18 protein-coding genes and 1 pseudogene are annotated in these 19368 nt (G+C 61.6%); 12 read left to right on the plus strand and 7 right to left on the minus strand.

Annotated features, from left to right (window positions below; translation table 11 throughout):
• Window positions 1-168 precede the first annotated feature (168 nt).
• The 7 genes and pseudogenes from JQ624_RS26600 to JQ624_RS26630 all read left to right on the plus strand — a co-directional run.
• Window positions 169-1986: an IlvD/Edd family dehydratase gene (locus JQ624_RS26600; RefSeq protein WP_212421875.1), complete on the plus strand. Its 1818-nt coding sequence runs from the start codon at window positions 169-171 to the stop codon at window positions 1984-1986.
• 173 nt (window positions 1987-2159) lie between these two features.
• Complete coding sequence (locus JQ624_RS26605) at window positions 2160-2894, plus strand: SDR family oxidoreductase (RefSeq protein WP_212421876.1); 735 nt, start codon at window positions 2160-2162, stop codon at window positions 2892-2894.
• A 123-nt stretch (window positions 2895-3017) separates the two neighbouring features.
• Complete coding sequence (locus tag JQ624_RS26610) at window positions 3018-3764, plus strand: SDR family NAD(P)-dependent oxidoreductase (protein ID WP_212421877.1); 747 nt, start codon at window positions 3018-3020, stop codon at window positions 3762-3764.
• Window position 3765: 1 nt separating this feature from the next.
• A complete protein-coding gene (locus JQ624_RS26615; RefSeq protein ID WP_212421878.1) occupies window positions 3766-4164 on the plus strand; it encodes a GFA family protein in 399 nt (132 codons plus the stop codon).
• A 50-nt stretch (window positions 4165-4214) separates the two neighbouring features.
• On the plus strand, window positions 4215-4895 hold the full coding sequence (locus tag JQ624_RS26620) for a site-2 protease family protein (RefSeq protein WP_212421879.1): 681 nt from the start codon (window positions 4215-4217) through the stop codon (window positions 4893-4895).
• Between the two features lie 65 nt (window positions 4896-4960).
• Window positions 4961-5371, plus strand: coding sequence for a hypothetical protein (locus JQ624_RS26625; protein ID WP_212421900.1), 411 nt, complete (start codon window positions 4961-4963; stop codon window positions 5369-5371).
• Between the two features lie 117 nt (window positions 5372-5488).
• Window positions 5489-5929 (plus strand): annotated as a pseudogene (locus tag JQ624_RS26630) (ABC transporter substrate-binding protein); the annotation flags it as partial.
• 200 nt (window positions 5930-6129) lie between these two features.
• On the opposite strand, the gene JQ624_RS26635 reads toward JQ624_RS26630, so the two are convergent.
• A complete protein-coding gene (locus JQ624_RS26635; protein WP_212421901.1) occupies window positions 6130-7020 on the minus strand; it encodes a LysR substrate-binding domain-containing protein in 891 nt (296 codons plus the stop codon).
• A 138-nt stretch (window positions 7021-7158) separates the two neighbouring features.
• Between JQ624_RS26635 and JQ624_RS26640 the strand changes: the two genes are divergently transcribed.
• The 5 genes from JQ624_RS26640 (at window position 7159) to JQ624_RS26660 (ending at window position 12858) form a co-directional block, all read left to right on the plus strand.
• A complete protein-coding gene (locus JQ624_RS26640; protein ID WP_212421880.1) occupies window positions 7159-7908 on the plus strand; it encodes an SDR family NAD(P)-dependent oxidoreductase in 750 nt (249 codons plus the stop codon).
• Window positions 7909-7927: 19 nt separating this feature from the next.
• Window positions 7928-8773 (plus strand): transketolase, encoded by an 846-nt coding sequence (locus tag JQ624_RS26645; RefSeq protein ID WP_212421881.1) that lies wholly within the window; start codon window positions 7928-7930, stop codon window positions 8771-8773.
• Window positions 8770-9780, plus strand: a complete 1011-nt coding sequence (locus JQ624_RS26650; RefSeq protein ID WP_212421882.1) for a transketolase family protein — start codon at window positions 8770-8772, stop codon at window positions 9778-9780. Before JQ624_RS26645 ends, JQ624_RS26650 begins: the two co-directional genes overlap by 4 nt.
• 163 nt (window positions 9781-9943) lie before the next feature.
• Window positions 9944-10969, plus strand: a complete 1026-nt coding sequence (locus JQ624_RS26655; protein WP_212421902.1) for a TRAP transporter substrate-binding protein — start codon at window positions 9944-9946, stop codon at window positions 10967-10969.
• A gap of 5 nt (window positions 10970-10974) precedes the next feature.
• Window positions 10975-12858, plus strand: a complete 1884-nt coding sequence (locus tag JQ624_RS26660) for a TRAP transporter large permease subunit (RefSeq protein ID WP_212421903.1) — start codon at window positions 10975-10977, stop codon at window positions 12856-12858.
• A gap of 334 nt (window positions 12859-13192) precedes the next feature.
• Here the strand turns inward: JQ624_RS26660 and JQ624_RS26665 are convergent, their stop codons facing one another.
• The 6 genes from JQ624_RS26665 to JQ624_RS26690 form a co-directional block, all read right to left on the minus strand.
• Window positions 13193-13984: a TonB family protein gene (locus JQ624_RS26665; RefSeq protein WP_212421883.1), complete on the minus strand. Its 792-nt coding sequence runs from the start codon at window positions 13982-13984 to the stop codon at window positions 13193-13195.
• Window positions 13981-14445 (minus strand): TonB system transport protein ExbD, encoded by a 465-nt coding sequence (exbD, locus tag JQ624_RS26670; protein ID WP_212421884.1) that lies wholly within the window; start codon window positions 14443-14445, stop codon window positions 13981-13983. Before exbD ends, JQ624_RS26665 begins: the two co-directional genes overlap by 4 nt.
• A 3-nt stretch (window positions 14446-14448) precedes the next feature.
• Entirely contained in the window at window positions 14449-15417 is a 969-nt protein-coding gene (gene exbB / locus JQ624_RS26675; protein WP_409334375.1) for a tonB-system energizer ExbB, read from the minus strand.
• Window positions 15414-16103 (minus strand): Fe2+-dependent dioxygenase, encoded by a 690-nt coding sequence (locus JQ624_RS26680; RefSeq protein ID WP_212421886.1) that lies wholly within the window; start codon window positions 16101-16103, stop codon window positions 15414-15416. Before JQ624_RS26680 ends, exbB begins: the two co-directional genes overlap by 4 nt.
• Before the next feature lie 13 nt (window positions 16104-16116).
• Window positions 16117-18678, minus strand: a complete 2562-nt coding sequence (locus tag JQ624_RS26685) for a TonB-dependent siderophore receptor (protein ID WP_212421887.1) — start codon at window positions 18676-18678, stop codon at window positions 16117-16119.
• 259 nt (window positions 18679-18937) lie between these two features.
• Window positions 18938-19177: a hypothetical protein gene (locus tag JQ624_RS26690; protein ID WP_212421888.1), complete on the minus strand. Its 240-nt coding sequence runs from the start codon at window positions 19175-19177 to the stop codon at window positions 18938-18940.
• Window positions 19178-19368 lie beyond the last annotated feature (191 nt).

Here is a 19368-nt window from a genome sequence, read left to right on the forward strand (position 1 = left end):
AAGCGGTTACGCGTGGACAGAAAATGGTAGCGCTATCTTTTGAGCCGAATTAAGATCGAATGGCTCAGACGGGAGAAGGCAAGCGCGTTGCAGCGGATGAAATTCTTGGCATGGTGCATCGCTGCCGTGACTTAAGCCGTCCACGAGTTTGCAGTGCGGGAGGAACCAATGAAAAACAACGACAACAAAGCTGCCAATGGCAAGGGCCGAAGACTACGTTCCCTCGAGTGGTTCGACAACCCGCATAACCCGGGAATGACCGCGCTCTATCTCGAGCGTTACCTCAACTACGGCCTGACCCGCGAGGAATTGCAGTCCGGCAAGCCGATCATCGGCATCGCCCAGACCGGCAATGACCTGTCGCCATGCAACCGGCACCATCTCGAACTGGCGCACCGGGTGCGCGAGGGCATCCGGGCGGCCGGCGGCATCGCGATGGAATTTCCGACGCATCCGATCCAGGAAACCGGCAAGCGGCCGACCGCGGCGCTCGACCGCAACCTCGCCTATCTCGGCCTGGTCGAGATCCTGTTCGGCTATCCGCTCGACGGCGTGGTGCTGACCACCGGCTGCGACAAGACCACGCCGGCCTGCCTGATGGCGGCGGCGACCGTCAATCTGCCCGCGATCGTGCTTTCGGGTGGTCCGATGCTGAACGGCTGGTTCAACGGAGAGCGCACCGGATCCGGCACCATCGTCTGGAAGCAACGCGAACGGCTTGCCGCCGGCGAGATCGACTACAACGAATTTATCGAAATCGTGGCGTCCTCGGCGCCGTCGGTCGGCCACTGCAACACCATGGGCACCGCCTCGACCATGAACTCGCTTGCGGAAGCGCTCGGCATGTCGTTGCCCGGATGTGCGGCGATCCCCGCGCCCTACCGCGAACGCGGCCAGATCGCCTATGAGACCGGAAAACGGATCGTTGAGATGGTCTGGGAGGACCTCAAGCCTTCTGACATCCTGACCCGCAAGGCGTTCGAGAACTGCATCGTGGTGAATTCGGCGATCGGCGGCTCGACCAATGCGCCGATCCATATCAACGCGCTGGCGCGGCATATCGGCGTCGAGCTCTCGATCGACGACTGGCAGAAACACGGCCATGACATCCCGCTCTTGGTGAACATGCAGCCGGCCGGCTTCTATCTCGGCGAGGAGTATCATCGCGCCGGCGGCGTGCCGGCGGTGGTGCGCGAATTGATGGCGCACAAGCGCATCCATGAGGACGCCGTGACGGTCAACGGCCGCACCATGGGCGAGAACTGCCGCGACGCGGCCAAGCCCGACGGCGACGTGATCTGGAGCTACGACAAGCCGCTGGTGAAGGATGCGGGCTTCCTGGTGCTGCGCGGCAACCTGTTCGATTCAGCGATCATGAAGACCAGCGTGATCTCGAAGGAATTCCGCGACCGCTATTTGATCAATCCCAAAGACCCGAATGCGTTCGAAGGCCGCGCCATCGTGTTCGAGGGGCCTGAGGATTATCATCACCGTATCGACGATCCCTCGCTCAACATCGACGAGCACTGCGTGCTGTTCATCCGCGGCGCCGGGCCGATCGGCTATCCCGGCGGCGCCGAGGTCGTCAACATGCAGCCGCCGGCGGCGCTGATCAAACGCGGTATCCTGTCGCTGCCCTGCATCGGCGACGGAAGGCAGTCCGGCACTTCGGGCTCGCCGTCGATCCTCAACGCCTCGCCGGAGGCTGCCGCCGACGGCGGGCTCGCGATCCTGCGGACCGGCGACAAGGTCCGCATCGACCTCAACAAGGGCGACGCCAACATCCTGATCACGAGCGACGAGTTGAAGAGGCGTCGCGCTGAGCTCAAGGACAAGGGCGGCTTCCCCTACCCGGCCAACCAGACGCCGTGGCAGGAGGTCTATCGTTCGACCGTCGGGCAGCAGGCCACCGGCGCCTGCATGGAGCTCGCCACACGCTATCAAAATATTGCGGGCACAGTCGGCGTGGCGCGGGATAATCATTAGGCAACCGCTCATCAAGCAGCCACCGTCATTGCGAGCGCAGCGAAGCAATCCAGAAAATTCCACCCGTGGAAGAAGTCTGGATTGCTTTGTCGCGGAGTTTATCATCGGGCCGGCCGGAGGCCGGACCCGTTGGCTCCTCGCAATGACGAAAGAGGAAACAAGGAGAAGAAAAAATGTCAGACCGCCTGAAGGGCAAGCGCGCCTTCGTCACCGCTGCCGCCGTCGGAATTGGTCGCGCCTGCGCGGTGGCCTTTGCGCGTGAAGGGGCAACGGTGTTCGCCACCGACATCGACGAGGCCAAGCTCGCCGTGCTCAAGAGCGAAGGCATCGCCGAAGTGGCAAGGCTCGACGTACGGGACAGCGCGGCCGTCGCCGCCATGGCCAAGCGCGCCGGCAAGACCGACATCCTGCTCAACGCCGCAGGCTTCGTGCATCATGGCACTGTGCTGGATTGCTCCGACGAGGACTGGGATTTTTCCTTCGACCTCAACGTCAAATCGATGCACCGCACGATCCGCGCGTTCCTGCCGGGCATGCTGGAAAGTGGCCGCGGCGCGATCGTGAACATCTCGTCGGCTGCGGGTGTCTTCAAGGCCGCGCCGAACCGCTACGTCTACGGCGCAACCAAGGCCGCCGTCGCCGCGCTGACGCGTTCGGTTGCCGTCGACTTCATCAGCAAGGGCGTGCGGTGCAATTGCATCTGCCCCGGCACCATTGAAACCCCTTCGATGCTGGATCGCGCCGCCGCCGCCGGCCCCAACGGACGCGAGATGTTCATCGCGCGGCAACCGATGGGACGGCTCGGCACCGCCGAGGAGATCGCCTCGCTCGCTGTCTATCTCGCCAGTGACGAAAGCGCGTTCACCACGGGCGTCGCGCACGTCATCGACGGCGGCTGGACGCTGTAAACGCAATCCTCATCCTGAGGAGCCGCGAAGCGGCGTCTCGAAGGATGGGCCACGGGCCTCATGGTACGAGACGCGCAAGAGCGCTCCTCACCATGAGGAACATCGAGGGAAAGGACCACCTTCATGAACAAGATCGACCTGAACGGCCGTTGTGCCGTCGTCACCGGTGGCGCCCAGGGCTTCGGGCGTGCGATCGCCGAGCGCTTCGTGGCTTCCGGGGCGAAAGTCGCGATCTGGGATCATGACCTGCCGTTTGCGGAAAAGACCGCCAGGGAAATCGGCCCGGCCGTCTCGGCGTTCAAGGTCGACGTCTCCGACCTCGCCGCGGTCGAGAACACCCGCGACGAGACACTGAAGGTGCTCGGCAAGATCGACATCCTCGTCAACAATGCCGGCATCGCCGGCGTCAACAAGACGGTGTGGGAAACCGACCTCGACGAATGGCGCAAGGTGCTGCGCATCAATCTCGACGGTCCGTTCATCTGCTGCAAGGCGGTGGTGCCGGCGATGCTGCAGCAGAAATACGGCCGCATCGTCAACATTGCGTCCATCGCCGGCAAGGAAGGCAACCCCAACGCCGCGCATTATTCGGCCTCGAAGGCCGGCCTGATCGCCCTGACCAAGTCGCTCGGCAAGGAACTCGCCCAGCACGACATCCTCGTCAACGCGGTGACACCAGCGGCGGCGAAAACCGCAATCTTCGACCAGCTGACGCAGCAGCACATCGACTTCATGCTGTCGAAAATTCCGAAGGGTCGCTTTGTGCTGGTGGAAGAACTCGCGGCAATGGTGGCATGGCTGGCCTCAGAAGATTGCGCGTTCTCGACCGGTGCGGTGTTCGACATTTCCGGCGGCCGGGCGACCTATTGAGATGGGCACGATCCGGGAAGGCGGATGTTTCTGCGGCGCGGTCCGGTTCAAGACCGAGGGCGAGCCCCTCAATATCCGCATCTGCCACTGCCGCAACTGCCAGAAGGCGATGGGCTCGCCGTTCTTTGCCCGCGCGCTGTTCGACCAGCGGGCGCTTATCGTCGAGGGTGAAACGGCGTGCTATCCGTCATCGGAGGCGCTCGACCGGGTGTTCTGCAGGGTATGCGGGACGCGGCTGTTTTCGCGGCGGACCAACGGCACCGCGGTCGGCGTCGCGCTCGCCGCCTTCGACGACCGCAACGCCTTTGCGCCGACCGAGCACATCTGGGTCTCGGAAAAGATGGCCTGGGTGCGGCTCGACGACGGTTTACCGCAATATCAGGAGACGGTTCCCCAGTGACGCGGGCGTGCTAGGTTGCCGGCCTCGATGCGCAAACCAGGGCAGACCGCTTGAACATCTCACTCTACAGCATCTCGGTCTGGGTTCTCCCTCTCCTCATCGCCATCACCTTCCACGAGGCCGCGCACGCCTTTGTGGCATACAAGCTCGGCGACAATACCGCCTGGCAACTCGGCCGAGTCAGCTTCAACCCTCTCAAGCATATCGATCCGTTCGGGACCGTGATTCTTCCGGGTCTGCTGCTGCTGTCGCATTCGCCGTTCCTGTTCGGCTACGCCAAGCCGGTCCCGGTGAATTTCCGGAACCTGAACCATCCCCGGCTCGACATGGTCTGGGTGGCGCTGGCCGGTCCCGCCATCAACATCGTCCTGGCGACGATCGTGGCGTTTGCCTTCCATGCCCTGCCTTTGGTGCCGGCAGACGCCGCCAAATGGACGGCGGACAACCTCAAAAATGCTTTCCTGATCAATATCGTGCTGGCGATCTTCAACATGATGCCGATCCCGCCGCTGGACGGCGGCCGGGTCGCCGTCGGGCTGCTGCCGCGGGTGCTGGCTTACCCGCTGTCGCGGCTGGAACCCTACGGGATGCTGATTTTGCTCGGCCTTTTGATCCTGCTTCCCGTCATCGGCGCGCAGCTCGGCCTAAATCTTGATGTTATTTCGACGATACTGCGGACACTGACCGGATATGTGATGAGCGCGCTTCTCTTCATCACCGGCAACGCCTAAACTTCAAACAGAAAACAGAGGACAGGGAAGAATCGACCCGGGCCATGGCGATAAAAGCTGCCGATATGTTGATTGCACGCCGCGCCGATACCCGTGCGAGGGCAGATTTTGCAACCTGGAAAATGCTGGCCAAGCTCAACGGCTTCTCCGCCCTGCCCGCCGAGGCGCAGAACTTTCTGGAAAGCTACCGGCAGTTGCTGGCGAGGATGACCGAGGCGGACGCCTCCGAGGCCACCATCCAGCTCATGTACAAGAGCTATTATGCCGAGATGGGCGGCTCCGGTACGCCCCCCGAGATTCCCTCGCGCGCGAGCGAGCCCGCCACCGATACCGGCAACGTTACCGCGTTCCGACGGCCGCCCCCGCGGCCGAAGCCAGCCGCATCCGGCCCGGCGACAAAACCAAGGCTCCCGGTGGCGCTGATCTTTGCGTGCCTCGCCGTGGTCTATGTCGGCATCCGCTACTACTGGCGCTGACGCCCTCCTCACATTGCTGAGCCTGCCTCTCGCGAATTCGCAGCGCAGCGGAATATTCGCGAATGATGACGTTTGATCGCAACGGCTAGGCGGTTAAAACAAGGCCGGACATAATGGCTCCATTCGCTTGGATTGAAGGTCGCGCAGGGCCTGAACTTCACCGAGACCTTCTACTGGGACATGAACGACCAGACCCGCGCCTTCACCAAGCGCTTCAACGAAAAGTACAAGAAGAACCCGCCGACCATGGTCCAGGCCGGCGTCTACTCCTCGCTGATCCACTATTTCAAGGCGCTGGAAGCGCTCGGCGGCAATCCGCATGACGGACGCGCCGTCGTTGCCAAGATGAAGGAAATGCCGACCGACGACCCGCTGTTCGGCAAGGGCTCGGTCCGCGCCGACGGCCGCAAGATCCACCCGGCCTATCTGTTCGAGGTGAAGAAGCCACAGGATTCGAAGTATCCGTGGGACTACTACAACCTCATTGCCACCATCCCGGCGAACGAAGCCTTCATCCCGCTGGAGAAGAGCGTCTGCCCGATGCTGAAGAAGACCTGAGGGTCGCGATCATCGGATGACGTCACGAAGCCCTCTCCCGTCCGGGAGAGGGCTTTTGCATGGGGGTGCCGGCCCCTGTGCGGATGCCCTTCACTGCAGGCCCGCATACAAAATATCGAAAACAACCCCATGCAAAGTAGAGAGAGCTTGAATTCGCAGCACTTTTTGCCGCCGCCTGACCAACGAGTCTCCGTGCACGCCTAGGTTTTCTTATCGGTCTGCGCGAGTTCGGACGTGATCCATTCCACAAAGGTTCGCAGGGCGCGGCGCTGACGGCTCGCGCGAGGAAAGACGAGATGATGGCCGACATAGCGGATGTCGGTGGAGCGACCAGCCAGCGGCGCGATCAGGCGCCGCGATTCTATTTCGCGTTCGGCCAAACGAGTTGATTCCAAGGTCACGCCAACGCCGCCGCACGCCATGGCTATTGCGAGGAAGCTGCGGTCAAACCGCATTCCGTGGATCGCTGGAGCCTCTAGTCCGTTCGCAGTGAACCATTGATGCCACTGAACCTGCTTCACGTCCGAGCGGATTAGCACCTGGCTCAAAAGGTCCTTTGGCTGGCGAATTCTCTTCGCAATCTGAGGAACACACAGCGGGGTGACGGTCTCCTCACCAAGTGGGATCACTTCGAGACCTTCGCCACGGGGTGAACCGTAAACGATGTCCAGATCAAAATCGTCGTTGGTGAAGCGGGCGTACTCGGTGTTGGCGGCGAGCCGGACCTCCAGTTTCGGTTCGGCAACGAGAAACCTGGTCAGGCGCGGGGCCAACCATTGCGCTGCGAAACTTGGTGCACAGTGCACCCTCAGGAGTTGCGGCCCGCGACCGGCTACCTCTTCGATACCACGCCGCAGATTGTCAAATGCCGCGCCGGCGTGACGCATCAGGTTTTCGCCCGCTGGCGTTAGACGGACCGAACGAGCACTCCGCTCGAACAAAGTGGTGCTCATCGTGGTTTCGAGCTTGCGGATGGCGTGGCTGACTGCGCTCGGAGTCAAATGCAATTCGTCGGCCGCGTCGCTGAAGGAGCCGGTGCGCGCAGCCGCTTCGAAGGCCCGGATAGCCGAGATCGGGATACTCGACAGCAGCATGCCCATAAGTGAACCAGATTCACATATCCAAGACAACAGCGCGTTTGTCCCGGAAGCGCCCCGGACCTAGGAATGGGGTCAAGAGGGCCGGCTGCCTACCGCCGCGCCCGGAAAACTAGACACAGGGAGGATCGAATGCTGCTTCGCGGCAAAACAGCGATTATTACAGGTGCAGCTTCGCCCCGCGGGATTGGCCTCGCAACGGCCAGGCGGTTTGTCGAAGAAGGCGCTCGGGTAGCCATCCTCGATATCGATGGGCCCGCCGCCCAAGCCGCCGCGCAAGGCCTTGGCGACAATCATATCGGAGTTGCTTGCAACGTCGCCGACCAGGCGTCTTGCCTGAAGGCGGTCGAAACCGTCGCCGGCGCCTTCGGTCAGATCGACATCTTGATCAACAACGCCGGCATTACCCAGCCGGTGAAATTCCTCGACATCACGCCGGGCGACTGGGACCGGATCCAGGACGTCAATCTCAAGGGCATATTGTTCCTGTCCCAGGCGGTGATTCCGCACATGCAGAAGCGCAAGGCCGGATCGATCGCGTGCATGTCGTCGGTATCAGCCCAGCGCGGTGGTGGCATTTTCGGCGGACCACACTACTCGGCAGCGAAGGCAGGCGTCCTTGGACTTGCCAAGGCAATGGCGCGGGAATTTGGCGCCGATGGAATTCGCGTCAACTGCGTCACGCCGGGATTGATCGGCACCGACATCACGTCCGGCAAGCTTACAGACGAAATGAGGACAAAGATCCTGGAAGGCATTCCGCTCGGAAGGCTCGGGGAAGCGAAGGATGTCGCCGGAATTTACACGTTCCTCGCTTCGGACCTTTCGGCCTACGTCACCGGCGCCGTGATCGACGTCAATGGCGGGATGCTCATTCACTAAGGGAGCGATGGAGAGAAGGATGTCCACGAATACGCTTGTTAACACGCCGACCCTCGCGCAGCGCGCCCGAAACATTCGCCGTAACGCCCTGCGCATGGGCGAGGTTCAAGGCCAGGGTTACATCGCGCAGGCGCTCGATATCTCCGACGTGCTGGCGGTCGCATACTTTCACGCGATGCGCTACCGGCCGGAGGAGCCCACTTGGGAAGATCGCGACCGATTCCTTCTTTCTAACGGCCATTACGCTATCGCCCTTTATGCCGCACTTATCGAGGCTGGCATTATCCCCGAAGCCGAACTCGAGACGTACGGCTTCGACGAAAGCCGTCTTCCGATGTCCGGCATGGCCTCGTACACGCCCGGCATGGAAATGTCCGGCGGGTCCTTGGGACTTGGGCTGAGTATCGCGGTCGGCATGGGCCTCGGGTTGAAGCAGAAGGGCTCCAAAAGCCGCGTCTTCACGTTGTTCTCTGACGGAGAACTCGACGAGGGTTCAAAGTGGGAAGCGATGATGTCGGCTGCCCACCACAAGCTCGACAATCTGGTCGCGATCATCGACGTAAACAACCAGCAGGCTGACGGCCCCTCGAAGCAGATGATGGGGTTCGAGCCGTTGGTCGACAAGCTAGAGGCTTTTGGCTGGTTCGTACGCCGGGTAGACGGTAATGACATCGACGCCGTCGTGGCCGCCTTTGACGCAGCGAGTTTGCATACCGAACCGCAACCGCGCGTGATTGTCGCTGACACCCTCATGGGAAAGGGAGTTCCCTTCCTGGAGCAGCGAGAGAAGAATCATTTCATTCGGGTCGAGGCGCACGAGTGGAAACTGGCGCTGGCAGAACTTGATGCGGGAGACAGGTCATGAAGTCGGCAATCTCAACTATGCCCGGGAAACCGAAGCTCACCACCTCTGCGATGATCGCGTCGATCGCTGCCGAGGGCCAAAAGACGAAGCCGGCACCGTTCGGTCATGCACTCGTCGAGCTGGCCCGAAGCCGCCCCGAGGTCGTGGGACTCACCGCCGACCTCGGTAAGTACACTGATCTGCATATTTTTGCGAGGGAGTTCCCCGAACGCTACTATCAGATGGGTATGGCGGAGCAGCTGCTTTACGGTGCGGCTTCGGGCATGGCGGTTGAAGGATTTATGCCCTTTGCTACGACCTATGCGGTGTTCGCTTCGCGCCGCGCGTACGATTTCATCCATCAGACGATCGCGGAAGAAGACCGCAATGTTAAAATCGTCTGCGCCCTGCCCGGTCTCACCTCCGGCTACGGCCCAAGCCACCAGGCGGCGGAAGATCTCGCCCTGTTCCGCGCAATGCCAAACATGACCGTGATCGATCCCTGCGACGCTCATGAAATCGAGCAGATCGTTCCGGCCATCGCGGCCCACCATGGGCCGGTATACATGCGGCTGTTGCGTGGTCAGGTGCCGCTTGTACTGGACGAGTACAACTACCAATTCAAGCTCGGCAAGGCATCGCTCATTCGCGACGGTCGGGAAGTCCTGATCATCTCCTCTGGGATCATGACCATGCGGGCGCTGGAAGCCGCAAAGGAACTCGCCGGCGACGGCGTGGATGCGGCCGTACTGCACGTACCGACGATCAAGCCGCTCGACAACGAAGCGATCTTGCGCGAAGCCGGCAAGCCCGGCCGTCTCGTCGTCGTCGCAGAGAACCATACCGTCATCGGCGGCCTTGGAGAGGCGGTTGCGGCATTGCTGATGCGCTCCGGCGTCCATCCGGCCTTCCGCCAGATCGCGTTGCCCGACGAGTTTCTTGCCGCTGGTGCGCTTCCCACGCTGCATGATCGCTACGGTATTTCCACTGCCGAAGTTGCACGGCAGATCAAGGGGTGGCTGCGCTAAGCGCGCAGCGCCAATCGTCAAGTTCGACTGAGGAAACATCGCTTACGCGGCATCGCCGCGGGGAACGATGGCTGCTGCCTCACGGCCGGCGCCCGAGAACCGGCCGGAGCTGCAGACAAGAGCCGCTGCCGATGAACCGATTCGTCTCAACAAGGAGGATGCAATGACCCAACGTAAACCGACTGCCATAACTCGTCGCAAGTTGCTCCTGGCCGGCGCGGCCGTTCCGTTATGCGCCGTACTCAGCCGACCCGCTGCGGCGGCCGAGTTTACTTACAAGCTCGCAACCGGGCAGGACCCCACGCATCCGGTGAATGTTCGAGCCAAAGAGGCTGCCGATCGCATCAAGGAAGCGACAAGCGGGCGCTTTGAGATCAATCTCTTTCCGGCCAATCAGCTCGGCTCGGATACCGATCTCCTGACGCAGGTCCGCAACGGTAGCGTTGAGTTCTTCAACCTGTCCTCTCTGATCCTCGCCACCCTCGTGCCGGTCGCCGGTATCGTGAATCTGGGCTTCCTCTTCCCCAACTACGATGCCGTGTGGAAGGCGATGGACGGCGATCTTGGCACGTATATCCGCGCGCAGATCGCCAAGACGCCGATCATGACGGTCTCCAAGCCCTGGGACAACGGCTTCCGCCACATCACGTCGTCTGGTCGAGAGATCAAGACGCCGGAGGACCTCAAGGGTTTCAAGCTCAGGGTACCTGCCGCGCCCAATCTGACCTCGCTGTTCCTTGCTCTCGGAGCAGGACCGGCTCCGATCAACTTCAACGAAGTCTATTCCGCACTACAGACCAAGGTGGTCGATGGCCAGGAAAATCCCCTTCCGATTATCGCGACGGCGCGCCTGTATGAGGTGCAGAAGACCTGCAGCCTGACGGGTCACGTCTGGGACAACTACTGGATCCTCGGGAACAAGCGCGCGTTCCAGAAGCTTCCGCAAAACGTGCAGGCAATCGTCACGCGCGAGTTCGACCGTTCGGCCAATGACGAGCGGAATGACATCGCGAAGCTGAGCGATTCGCTGCGCACCGATCTGACCGCCAAAGGGATGCAATTCCTCGAAGTAGACCGGTCGATCTTCCGCCAGGCGCTGACGAAGACGACCTTCTATTCCGACTGGAAAGCCAAATTCGGTGAAGAAGCCTGGGTGCAGCTCGAAAAAGCTGCCGGAAAGCTGGGGTGACCGCCATGGAACACGCACACATAAATGGCACTGAACTCGTCCTTCCACGCCCAACGTCCGGGTGGCGCAAAGTTATCGTTGACCTAAACAGAGCGCTAAAGCCCGTTGTTGCCATTCCTGCCGCGCTATTGGTCGTCGCGGAGGTGATCGTCCTTTTCGTTGGTATCGTGTCCCGCTACGTTCTCCACGCGCCGATCGTCTGGTCCGACGAACTCGCCGGCATTTTGTTCCTTTGGCTCGCGATGCTGGGGTCTGTGGTGGCTTTCCAGCGAGCTGAACATATGCGGATGACGGCGATCGTCGGTATGATCCGTCCGGAAGCCAGATTGTTCCTTGACGTCTTCGCTACGGCCGCGTCGTTCGCATTCCTGCTCTTGGTCATTCATCCAGCGTACGAATTCGCGGCCGACGAAGTTTTCGTGACGACTCCCGCACTGGGAATAGTAAACACTTGGCGCGCCGCGGCCCTTCCCGTCGGCATTGGGTTGATGCTGATCGTCGCAACCCTGAGGTTGGTAGCCACGGCCGACGTCAAACAACTCGTGGCGGCCGTCGTTACCGTGGGAGCGCTGGTCGCGGTTCTGGCGGCACTAGCGCCAGTACTCAAACCGCTCGGCAACCTCAATTTGCTGATCTTCTTTGTGTTCATCGTCGGCGCGATGGTCTTTGCGGCGGTACCGATTGCCTTCGCGTTTGGACTTGCGACCCTCGGCTATATCACGCTGACAACCAGCACACCCGACGTGGTTATCATCGGCCGAATGGATGAAGGCATGAGCCACCTCATCTTGCTCGCGGTACCTCTGTTCGTGTTCCTGGGCTTACTGATTGAAATGACCGGCATGGCTCGGGCCATGGTCGGATTCCTTGCCAGTCTGCTTGGTCACGTCCGCGGCGGTCTCCAGTATGTGCTGGTCGGTGCGATGTACCTGGTCTCAGGTATTTCGGGATCCAAGGCGGCCGACATGGCGGCGGTAGCGCCTGTGCTTTTCCCCGAAATGACCAAGCGCGGCGCAAAGCGCGGTGACCTCGTCGCACTCTTGGCGGCTACTGGCGCTCAGACCGAGACAATCCCGCCGTCCTTGGTGTTGATCACGATCGGATCCGTGACCGGCGTGTCGATCGCGGCTCTGTTCACCGGCGGGTTACTACCAGCCATCGTGCTCGCAATCGGGCTGTGTGCGGTCGTGTGGTGGCGATACCGTAGGGAGGACCTATCGCACGTTCAGCGAGCGACGGGCCGAGAAATTGGTCGTGCGTTCCTGATTGCGATTCCTGCCATTGCCCTTCCTTTTGTGATCCGCGCCGCGGTTGTCGAAGGGGTTGCGACCGCTACCGAGGTCTCAACGATAGGCATCGTCTATTCGATACTGGCTGGACTCCTCATCTATCGCCAATTTGACTGGCGTCGCCTTTATCCGATGTTGGTTGAGACCGCGGCTTTGTCCGGCGCGATTCTCTTCATTATTGGTGCGGCTACAGGAATGGCCTGGGCGCTGACTCAGTCAGGTTTCTCGGCATCGCTTGCAAAGTTCATGACTTCCTTGCCGGGTGGCGTGCCAGTATTTCTGATCGTCACCATCATCGCATTCGTTATCCTAGGGAGCGTACTCGAAGGCATTCCCGCTATCGTGCTCTTCGGCCCCCTCCTTTTCCCCATAGCGCGCCAAGTTGGCGTGCATGAGGTCCACTACGCAATGGTCGTCGTTCTGGCGATGGGAATTGGTCTTTTCGCTCCACCCTTTGGGGTCGGTTACTACGCAGCATGCGCCATCAGTCGCATTCACCCTGACGAAGGTATGGGTCCGATCGTCGCGTACATAGTGGCCTTGCTCCTCGGCACACTTGTCGTAGCCGCAGTGCCATGGATTTCCATCGGCTTCTTGTAAGCTGCCAAAATGTGAGGTGCAGAAATCGTCCGCACCTCTCGCCGTTCCCATAGCTCAAGAAAGGATCGAAGGTGGGCTTCGGCGAGCTAGACAACTTGTTCGAGCAGTTCTTTGCCCTGGTCGAGGTGGCGGTCCGCCTGCCTCCGGGCACCGAGCGACGTAGCGCGTTCAGGAACGTACGCGACTTCGGGACACGCATCGATCAGATCGCCGCGCGACTTCTGGAAGAAAGACACGACGTGAAGCCGGGGCGCCCTCACTCGAGCCCCTAGCTAGCAGCGCCCCCCGGATGTCGCTGCGCTCCGGGCTACGGCTTCCCAGCAAGGCGCCGGCGTCAGCTCTTGTTCTTGACGCGGAAGATCACCGGCAAGGTGAAAGTCAGGCCTTCGTCCGCGATCAATGGCGGTGGCACCGGCACCGGATCGGAGCGCCGCACCATCGCCAGCGCCGCCTCGTCGAAGGCCGTATCGCCCGAGCCTTTTTCGATATCGGTCGAGAGTACGTGGCCCATGCGGTCGAGCGTGAAGCGAACCTGGATCTCGGCGGATTTTTGCTGCCGTTCCTTCGGGTACCGCTTGTGCTTGTCGAGATGCGCGACCAGCTCCTTCTGCCAGGTTGCGCGTGCACGCCGCGCGCTCTCGCCGGTGCCGATCACCGGCGCGACGGAACGCTGCCCTTCCGGAATCGCCTCCGAACTCGGCGTCGCGGTGGCTTCGGCGGCAACCGACTCGGTCGAAGCCGCGGTCTGCACCGCCGCGATCTTCGGATCGTCTTCTTTCGGCTTCTTCGACTCGTTCTCCGTCACCACCCGGTCGGCTTCTTCGGTCTCGGTCGGCCTGTCCTGCGGCAGTTCGGTTTCCTTGACCTCGGCCTTCTGTTCGGAGAGCTGAGGCGAAGCCGCGGAAGCATCGGTGTCCGGGCCCGGCGGCAGGTCGGTCACTTCACGGCGCACCGACGCCAGTTCGAGGCCAACCTCGATCGCCGACGCGCCAAGCGCATCGTCGGCTTCTTCGGTCTGCAAATGCGCAATCGCCAGCGCCGCGCCGCCGACGTGAAGCACGAGCGCGGTCACCGCGGCAAAGATCCAGAGCCGCCGGGAGGGCTTTTGCTCGTCGAGGCCGATCAAGGCTTTGCCGGCGCCGCTTGCGCCGCCGCATCCGGAACGCCTTCGAGCGCCACCAGCTTGATCTTCGAATAACCGCCGGCGCGCAGGATTTCGAGAACGTCCATCAATTCGCCGTAGGGCACGGCGCGGTCGGCGCGCAGGAAGATATGGCGTTCCTTGCTGGCATCGGCCATCGCATCGAGCGAGCGCACGAGGTCGACGCGCTTGACCATGTTTTCCCCGATCGCAACCGAGAGATCCGGTTTGATGCTCACATAAGTGGGCTTGTCCGGCTTCTTCTGCGGGGTCGCGGTCGAGGTCGGCAGATCAATCGGCAGGTCGACGGTCGACAGCGGCGCCGCCACCATGAAGATGATCAGGAGGACGAGAATGACGTCGATGAAGGGCGTGACGTTGATCTCGTGCGATTCCGCAAAATCGCTGTCGTCATCGAGGTCGTGCTCTGCGATCGACGCACCCATGGCCTACTCCGCTGCCCCACGGGCGCGCTGCCCGCCGCTGACGTGCGTGCGGTCGAGATCGCGCGACAATAACCGCCCTGCAGCGCCTGACGCACGACCGACCAGTTCCAGGTAGCCTTTCGTAACCCGCGCGAAGTGATTGTAGATGATGACGGCGGGGATGGCCGCGACCAGGCCGAACGCGGTGGCCAGCAGCGCTTCGGCGATGCCGGGCGCCACCACGGCGAGGTTCGTGGTCTGCGATTTCGAAATGCCGATGAAGCTGTTCATGATGCCCCAGACCGTGCCGAACAGTCCGACGAAGGGCGATGTCGCGCCGATGGTCGCCAAGAGGCCCATGCCGAGCCGGATCCGCCGTGCCTCGGCGCGCACGATTTCGGCAAAACTCGAAGCGGCGCGCTCCTTGATGCCGGCGTCGCTGGAAATGCCCGCCGACAGCCGCGCTTCGCGCATCGCCGCCGCAAGAAGGGACGCCAGCACGCTGCCCTTGGCGCCGAGCGCGAATTGCGCTTCCGCCAGCGACCGCGCGTCGGCGATCTTGGCCAGCGCCGAACGCAGCTTCCGCTGAACCACGGTCAACTCGATCATCTTGGCGATGAAGATGGTCCAGGTCACCAGCGAGGCAAAGGCGAGTCCGATCATGACAGCCTTGACCAGCACGTCGGCCGATTTGAACATCGACCACGGCGACAATTCGCGCAGCTCGGCGGCTGCCACCTTCAGCAATTTGCCCTCGCGCTCGGGCGGTGCCGCGGTCGTATCCGCAGGCGCAGCGGTCGCCGTCGGCTGGGCCGGCTGCGCTGCCTGGGCGGGCGCGGCTGGGGCTTGCGAAACGGCGGGCGCCTGCTGGACCACGGCTGGTGCTGTGGGAGCCGCGCCCTGCTGGGCCGACGACGGTGCCGCCAGCGACAGCATCGCCAGCGCCGAAATCACCGCAAATGTCGTGACGCGAGAAAGAGACATGTTCTTCATACTTCGGCCCAGCAGCGGATCAGGTTGTGATAGATACCGGTCAATTTGACCGTTTCAGGGTCGTCTCGCCCAAGCCGCCCCACCAGGGCCTGGATCGACGTATCGAGATCGAAGATCAGGCTGCGGGCGTGGGCATCCCGTACCATGCTCTGCAGCCAGAAAAAAGACGCCACCCGCATACCTCGTGTGACGGGCGTGACCAGATGCAAACTAGACGCAGGATAAAGCACGAGGTCCCCGGCCGCGAGCTTGATTTCGTGGGAACCATAGAGATCCTCGACCACCAGCTCGCCCCCGTCATACTCCTCCGGCTCCGACAGAAACAGCGTCACCGACAGGTCGGTCCGGATCCGCTGGCCGGTGAGACGATCTCCCCTCACTGCGTTGTCGACATGGAGACCGAAATGGTGCCCGCCGGAGGCCGCGTAGCGATTAAATAGCGGCGGAAAGATCTGCAGCGGGATCGCCGCCGAGATGAATCTCGGACTGGCGGTCAGCGCCGACAGCACGCGATTGCCGAGCGCGCGCGCGGCCTCGCTGTCCGGCGGCAGCTGTTCGTTGCGCTTGACCATCGCCGATTGCGCCCCGGCGGTGGAGCGGCCGTCCTCCCAGGCGGAGGCGTCCATGATGCGGCGGAAATCCGCCACATCATCCTTGCTCAGCACCTCGGGGACGCAAATCAGCATTCCACCTGTACCCCTAGAAGCGTGCCGAAAGCACCATGCTCACACTACGTCCCGGCGCCACGAACACGAACGGGGTCGCGCTCTGATACAGCGCATCGTAGTAGAGCTTGTTGGTGAGGTTGGCGACGAACAGCTTTGCCTTCCAGTTTTCGTTGAGCTTCGCTTCAACGAACGTATCGAAGCGCCAGTAGCTCGGCAGTTCGGTGCCCTGGTTGGCGGCGAGCAACGTGCCGCCGTACATTTTCGAGCGGTACACTGCCTGGCCACCGATCTCCCAGACATCCGTGAGCTGGTATTTCGTGAGCAGGCTGAACGACTGGTGCGCAACGTTGGCCAGCTTAAGCCCGACATTGGTGGGAAAGAGCAGCGGTTGCGCCGATGGAGCGAGCGACTTCGTCACTTCCGACTTCATCAGCACGAGCCCGCCGAACACGCTCCACTTGTCGGTGATCTTGCCGCCGACGCCAAGATCGATGCCTTGGATGCGATAGGCCGCGCCCGCGGTGATGCAGGATACATTGCCGGTCGTTCCGGCAGGATAGACACATCCGGGAACCGCGGCTGCGGCCGCAGCGTTGGCGATATTGCGCGACTCCCGCGCATTTTCCTTCTCGGTCTGGAACAGCGCCGCCGTCACCAGTAGATGCCGGTCGAACAGCTCCCACTTGGTACCGACCTCGATGGCCTTGTTTTTTTCCGGCCCGAAAATCTGATTCGGATTGCCGTTGAGCGAGGGCGACAAGCCGCCATACGCGGAGCTGGTGCCGTCGAACTCTGCGCCGACAGGGTTGGAAGACGTCGCATAAGCAGCGTAGACGCTCGCGATCGGCAGCGGTTTGAGCACCATGCCGAGGTTGAAGTTCGGCAAGCCATGCTGCTGTTCCTGCGCGTTGAAGACGTTCGCGACGCCGTTCACCGTGCCGAACCCGCTGGCTTTGATGTTGTAATCGTCGTAGCGAATGCCGCCGTTCAGGATGACGAGATCGTTGTAGTTGGCGGTGTCGAGCAGGTAGACGCTCTTGGTATCGATCGCGATCTTGGTCGGCAGTCCGGCCCAGGTCGGATTGGCGCCGACGTTTGCGAAAGTGTACTGAGGCGCATAGATGCTTGCGCCGGTTATTGCCCCAGTCGTGGTGCCGCCCGGAAGCTGTTCCGAGCTCAGGCCGGCATATCTGTCGATACTTGCGATTTCGCGGGAGACTTCCAGGCCGCCGAGCGCCGTATGCTTCCATCCGGCCAGACCAAACTTGTAGGTCGCCTCGGTCTGGTTGGCGATATTCTCGGTAACCTGATAGCGGCTTTGCGGATTGACGTTAAGCGTATTTGTGGTGGTGTTCGGCCCTTCCGGAAGCGTTCCGATGTAGTCGAGCACCGAGCGTTGAACCCTGCTCCTGTTGCTCAACGTCAGGTCCGGGGTAATCGCGACCTCGCCGCCGAACGACCCGATGTCCTGCTTGATGCTGTAATAGTCGCGATTGACGAGACCGTAGAAAGTGTTGCGGTTGACTCCAAAGTCCGGGTACGGGCCGCCCGCGGTGGCGGTGTACTGGGTCTTGGGCGCGCCGGGACGGTAATACGGCACGCCGAAATCGGGCAAGCCGTGCAGGTTGGTGTGAATGTAGTTCGCGTACAGCTTGACGGTATCGAGCGGCGTCCATTTCACCGCAACGAAACCGCCGTCGCGGTCGTCCTTGATATAGTCGCGGCCGGCGACGCCGGCATCCTGGAACAAGCCGCCCGCGCGAACTGCCAGCGTCGGGCTGATCACCTGGTTGACGTCGAGCACGACCCGTTTGGTGTGGTCGGTACCGAACGTGGTGTCCATATTATAGAAGCTTTTCTCGGTCGACGCCTGCTTGGTCACGATGTTGATCGCGCCGCCGGTGGTGCCGCGGCCGGCAAAGGACGAGGCCGGTCCACGCAGAATCTCAACCTGCTCGGTAAAGAAGTTCTCACGAACGCTGACGCCAGCATCGCGTATGCCATCGAGGAAAATGTCGTTGCGGGCATCGAAGCCGCGAATAAAGAAACGGTCGCCGAAGGCGTTTCCGCCTTCGCCGGTGCCGAGCGTCACACCGGCTGTGTTCAGCACGGCCGACTTCAGGGTGGTCGAGTTCTGGTCCGCCAGGACATCCTTTGTCAGCACTGTGATCGATTTTGGCGTGTTGAGGATCGGCTCGGGAAATTTGCCTGACGCCTGCACCCGGGTGGCCATATAGGGCGCCGACGGGTTTGCGTAGGGATCGCGGTCGGCGTTGAGTCCCCCCGCATTCGGGAACGGCACGGCGGCGACTTGCGCCGGCTGCGCGCGACGGGCGGCACGGCGTAGCGCGCTGCGGGCGCGAAGCTGGTCCGGCGAAGGTTTTGACGCAGCAGGACGCGGGCGAGCGACCGGGGCATCGACCGTCACCGGCGGGAGGTTGGATTGCTGCGCTTCGGCGCCGGAAAACGACGCCACCGCCATGAGGCCCGCGACCGCGGAAACCTTCTTGCCGGAATTGTTTTCAACCGTCTGACCGAGCGAGTTGACTGCCGCTTCAAACCGAAGCGACCTCGGTGCCTTCTGAAGATTCATTACGTGCCCCTGATCAATTTCAATTCGCGGCAAATCGACATGCAGCGAATGGTCCCGCACGGTAGGTACCGAGCGGAAATTTTGGGGTCAACGCGATCGGGGCAACAGTTCGGTTGAATCGATCCAGATCACAGCGATTCTAAATCACAACGATTCTAAATTGCTGTTTGAATGATTCTAAAGCTACTTTGTAAGCGTTCTAAAGAGATGCAGGAAACGCTACAAAATTAAGCATTAGCTGCATCATCGCCTTCGACAATCAATCGGTGCTCGGCGGCTTCATCAGTGAAAACAATTCATCGACGGTCGATTGCGCGATCTGACGAACGCGATCGGTGTTGTCCATGCCCGCGATGTTGACGCCCTTCACGACAGCTTTGATCTCATCGCGGAAGTCGGTGAGGAATCGCAAGGGGTCGGGCGAATCGTTCGCGACACGCGCAATCAGTCCCGTGATCAGAATCTGGCACGCCATCATGCGTCCGTTCAGTTCATCCATCCTGCGCCCCCGATCGTTTGCCGCTCGACGCGCGCGATATGGACGACATCGATCCCGCATTCAACCCTGCTTGAAAGTTTCGCCGCCGATCGCGCGCCATTGGCGCTGGCGCCGAACCGTGCCCACCGCGGCGTCAAACCTTTCCAATTGTTTAGGATTCTCAAGCCTTAGTGTTTGTACAGCGCAAGCGC

This window comes from Bradyrhizobium sp. AUGA SZCCT0283 (assembly GCF_018130385.1).
Lineage (GTDB): Bacteria > Pseudomonadota > Alphaproteobacteria > Rhizobiales > Xanthobacteraceae > Bradyrhizobium.

Excerpts from the sequence above, each read along its gene's own strand:
- JQ624_RS26600 (WP_212421875.1), top strand. The coding sequence starts at position 169 with ATGAAAAACAACGACAACAAAGCTGCCAATGGCAAGGGCCGAAGACTA.
- JQ624_RS26605 (WP_212421876.1), top strand. The coding sequence starts at position 2,160 with ATGTCAGACCGCCTGAAGGGCAAGCGCGCCTTCGTCACCGCTGCCGCC.
- JQ624_RS26610 (WP_212421877.1), top strand. The coding sequence starts at position 3,018 with ATGAACAAGATCGACCTGAACGGCCGTTGTGCCGTCGTCACCGGTGGC.
- JQ624_RS26615 (WP_212421878.1), top strand. The coding sequence starts at position 3,766 with ATGGGCACGATCCGGGAAGGCGGATGTTTCTGCGGCGCGGTCCGGTTC.
- JQ624_RS26625 (WP_212421900.1), top strand. The coding sequence starts at position 4,961 with ATGTTGATTGCACGCCGCGCCGATACCCGTGCGAGGGCAGATTTTGCA.
- JQ624_RS26640 (WP_212421880.1), top strand. The coding sequence starts at position 7,159 with ATGCTGCTTCGCGGCAAAACAGCGATTATTACAGGTGCAGCTTCGCCC.
- JQ624_RS26645 (WP_212421881.1), top strand. The coding sequence starts at position 7,928 with ATGTCCACGAATACGCTTGTTAACACGCCGACCCTCGCGCAGCGCGCC.
- JQ624_RS26650 (WP_212421882.1), top strand. The coding sequence starts at position 8,770 with ATGAAGTCGGCAATCTCAACTATGCCCGGGAAACCGAAGCTCACCACC.
- JQ624_RS26655 (WP_212421902.1), top strand. The coding sequence starts at position 9,944 with ATGACCCAACGTAAACCGACTGCCATAACTCGTCGCAAGTTGCTCCTG.
- JQ624_RS26660 (WP_212421903.1), top strand. The coding sequence starts at position 10,975 with ATGGAACACGCACACATAAATGGCACTGAACTCGTCCTTCCACGCCCA.
- exbD (WP_212421884.1), bottom strand. The coding sequence starts at position 14,445 with ATGGGTGCGTCGATCGCAGAGCACGACCTCGATGACGACAGCGATTTT.
- exbB (WP_409334375.1), bottom strand. The coding sequence starts at position 15,417 with ATGAAGAACATGTCTCTTTCTCGCGTCACGACATTTGCGGTGATTTCG.
- JQ624_RS26680 (WP_212421886.1), bottom strand. The coding sequence starts at position 16,103 with ATGCTGATTTGCGTCCCCGAGGTGCTGAGCAAGGATGATGTGGCGGAT.
- JQ624_RS26685 (WP_212421887.1), bottom strand. The coding sequence starts at position 18,678 with ATGAATCTTCAGAAGGCACCGAGGTCGCTTCGGTTTGAAGCGGCAGTC.
- JQ624_RS26690 (WP_212421888.1), bottom strand. The coding sequence starts at position 19,177 with ATGGATGAACTGAACGGACGCATGATGGCGTGCCAGATTCTGATCACG.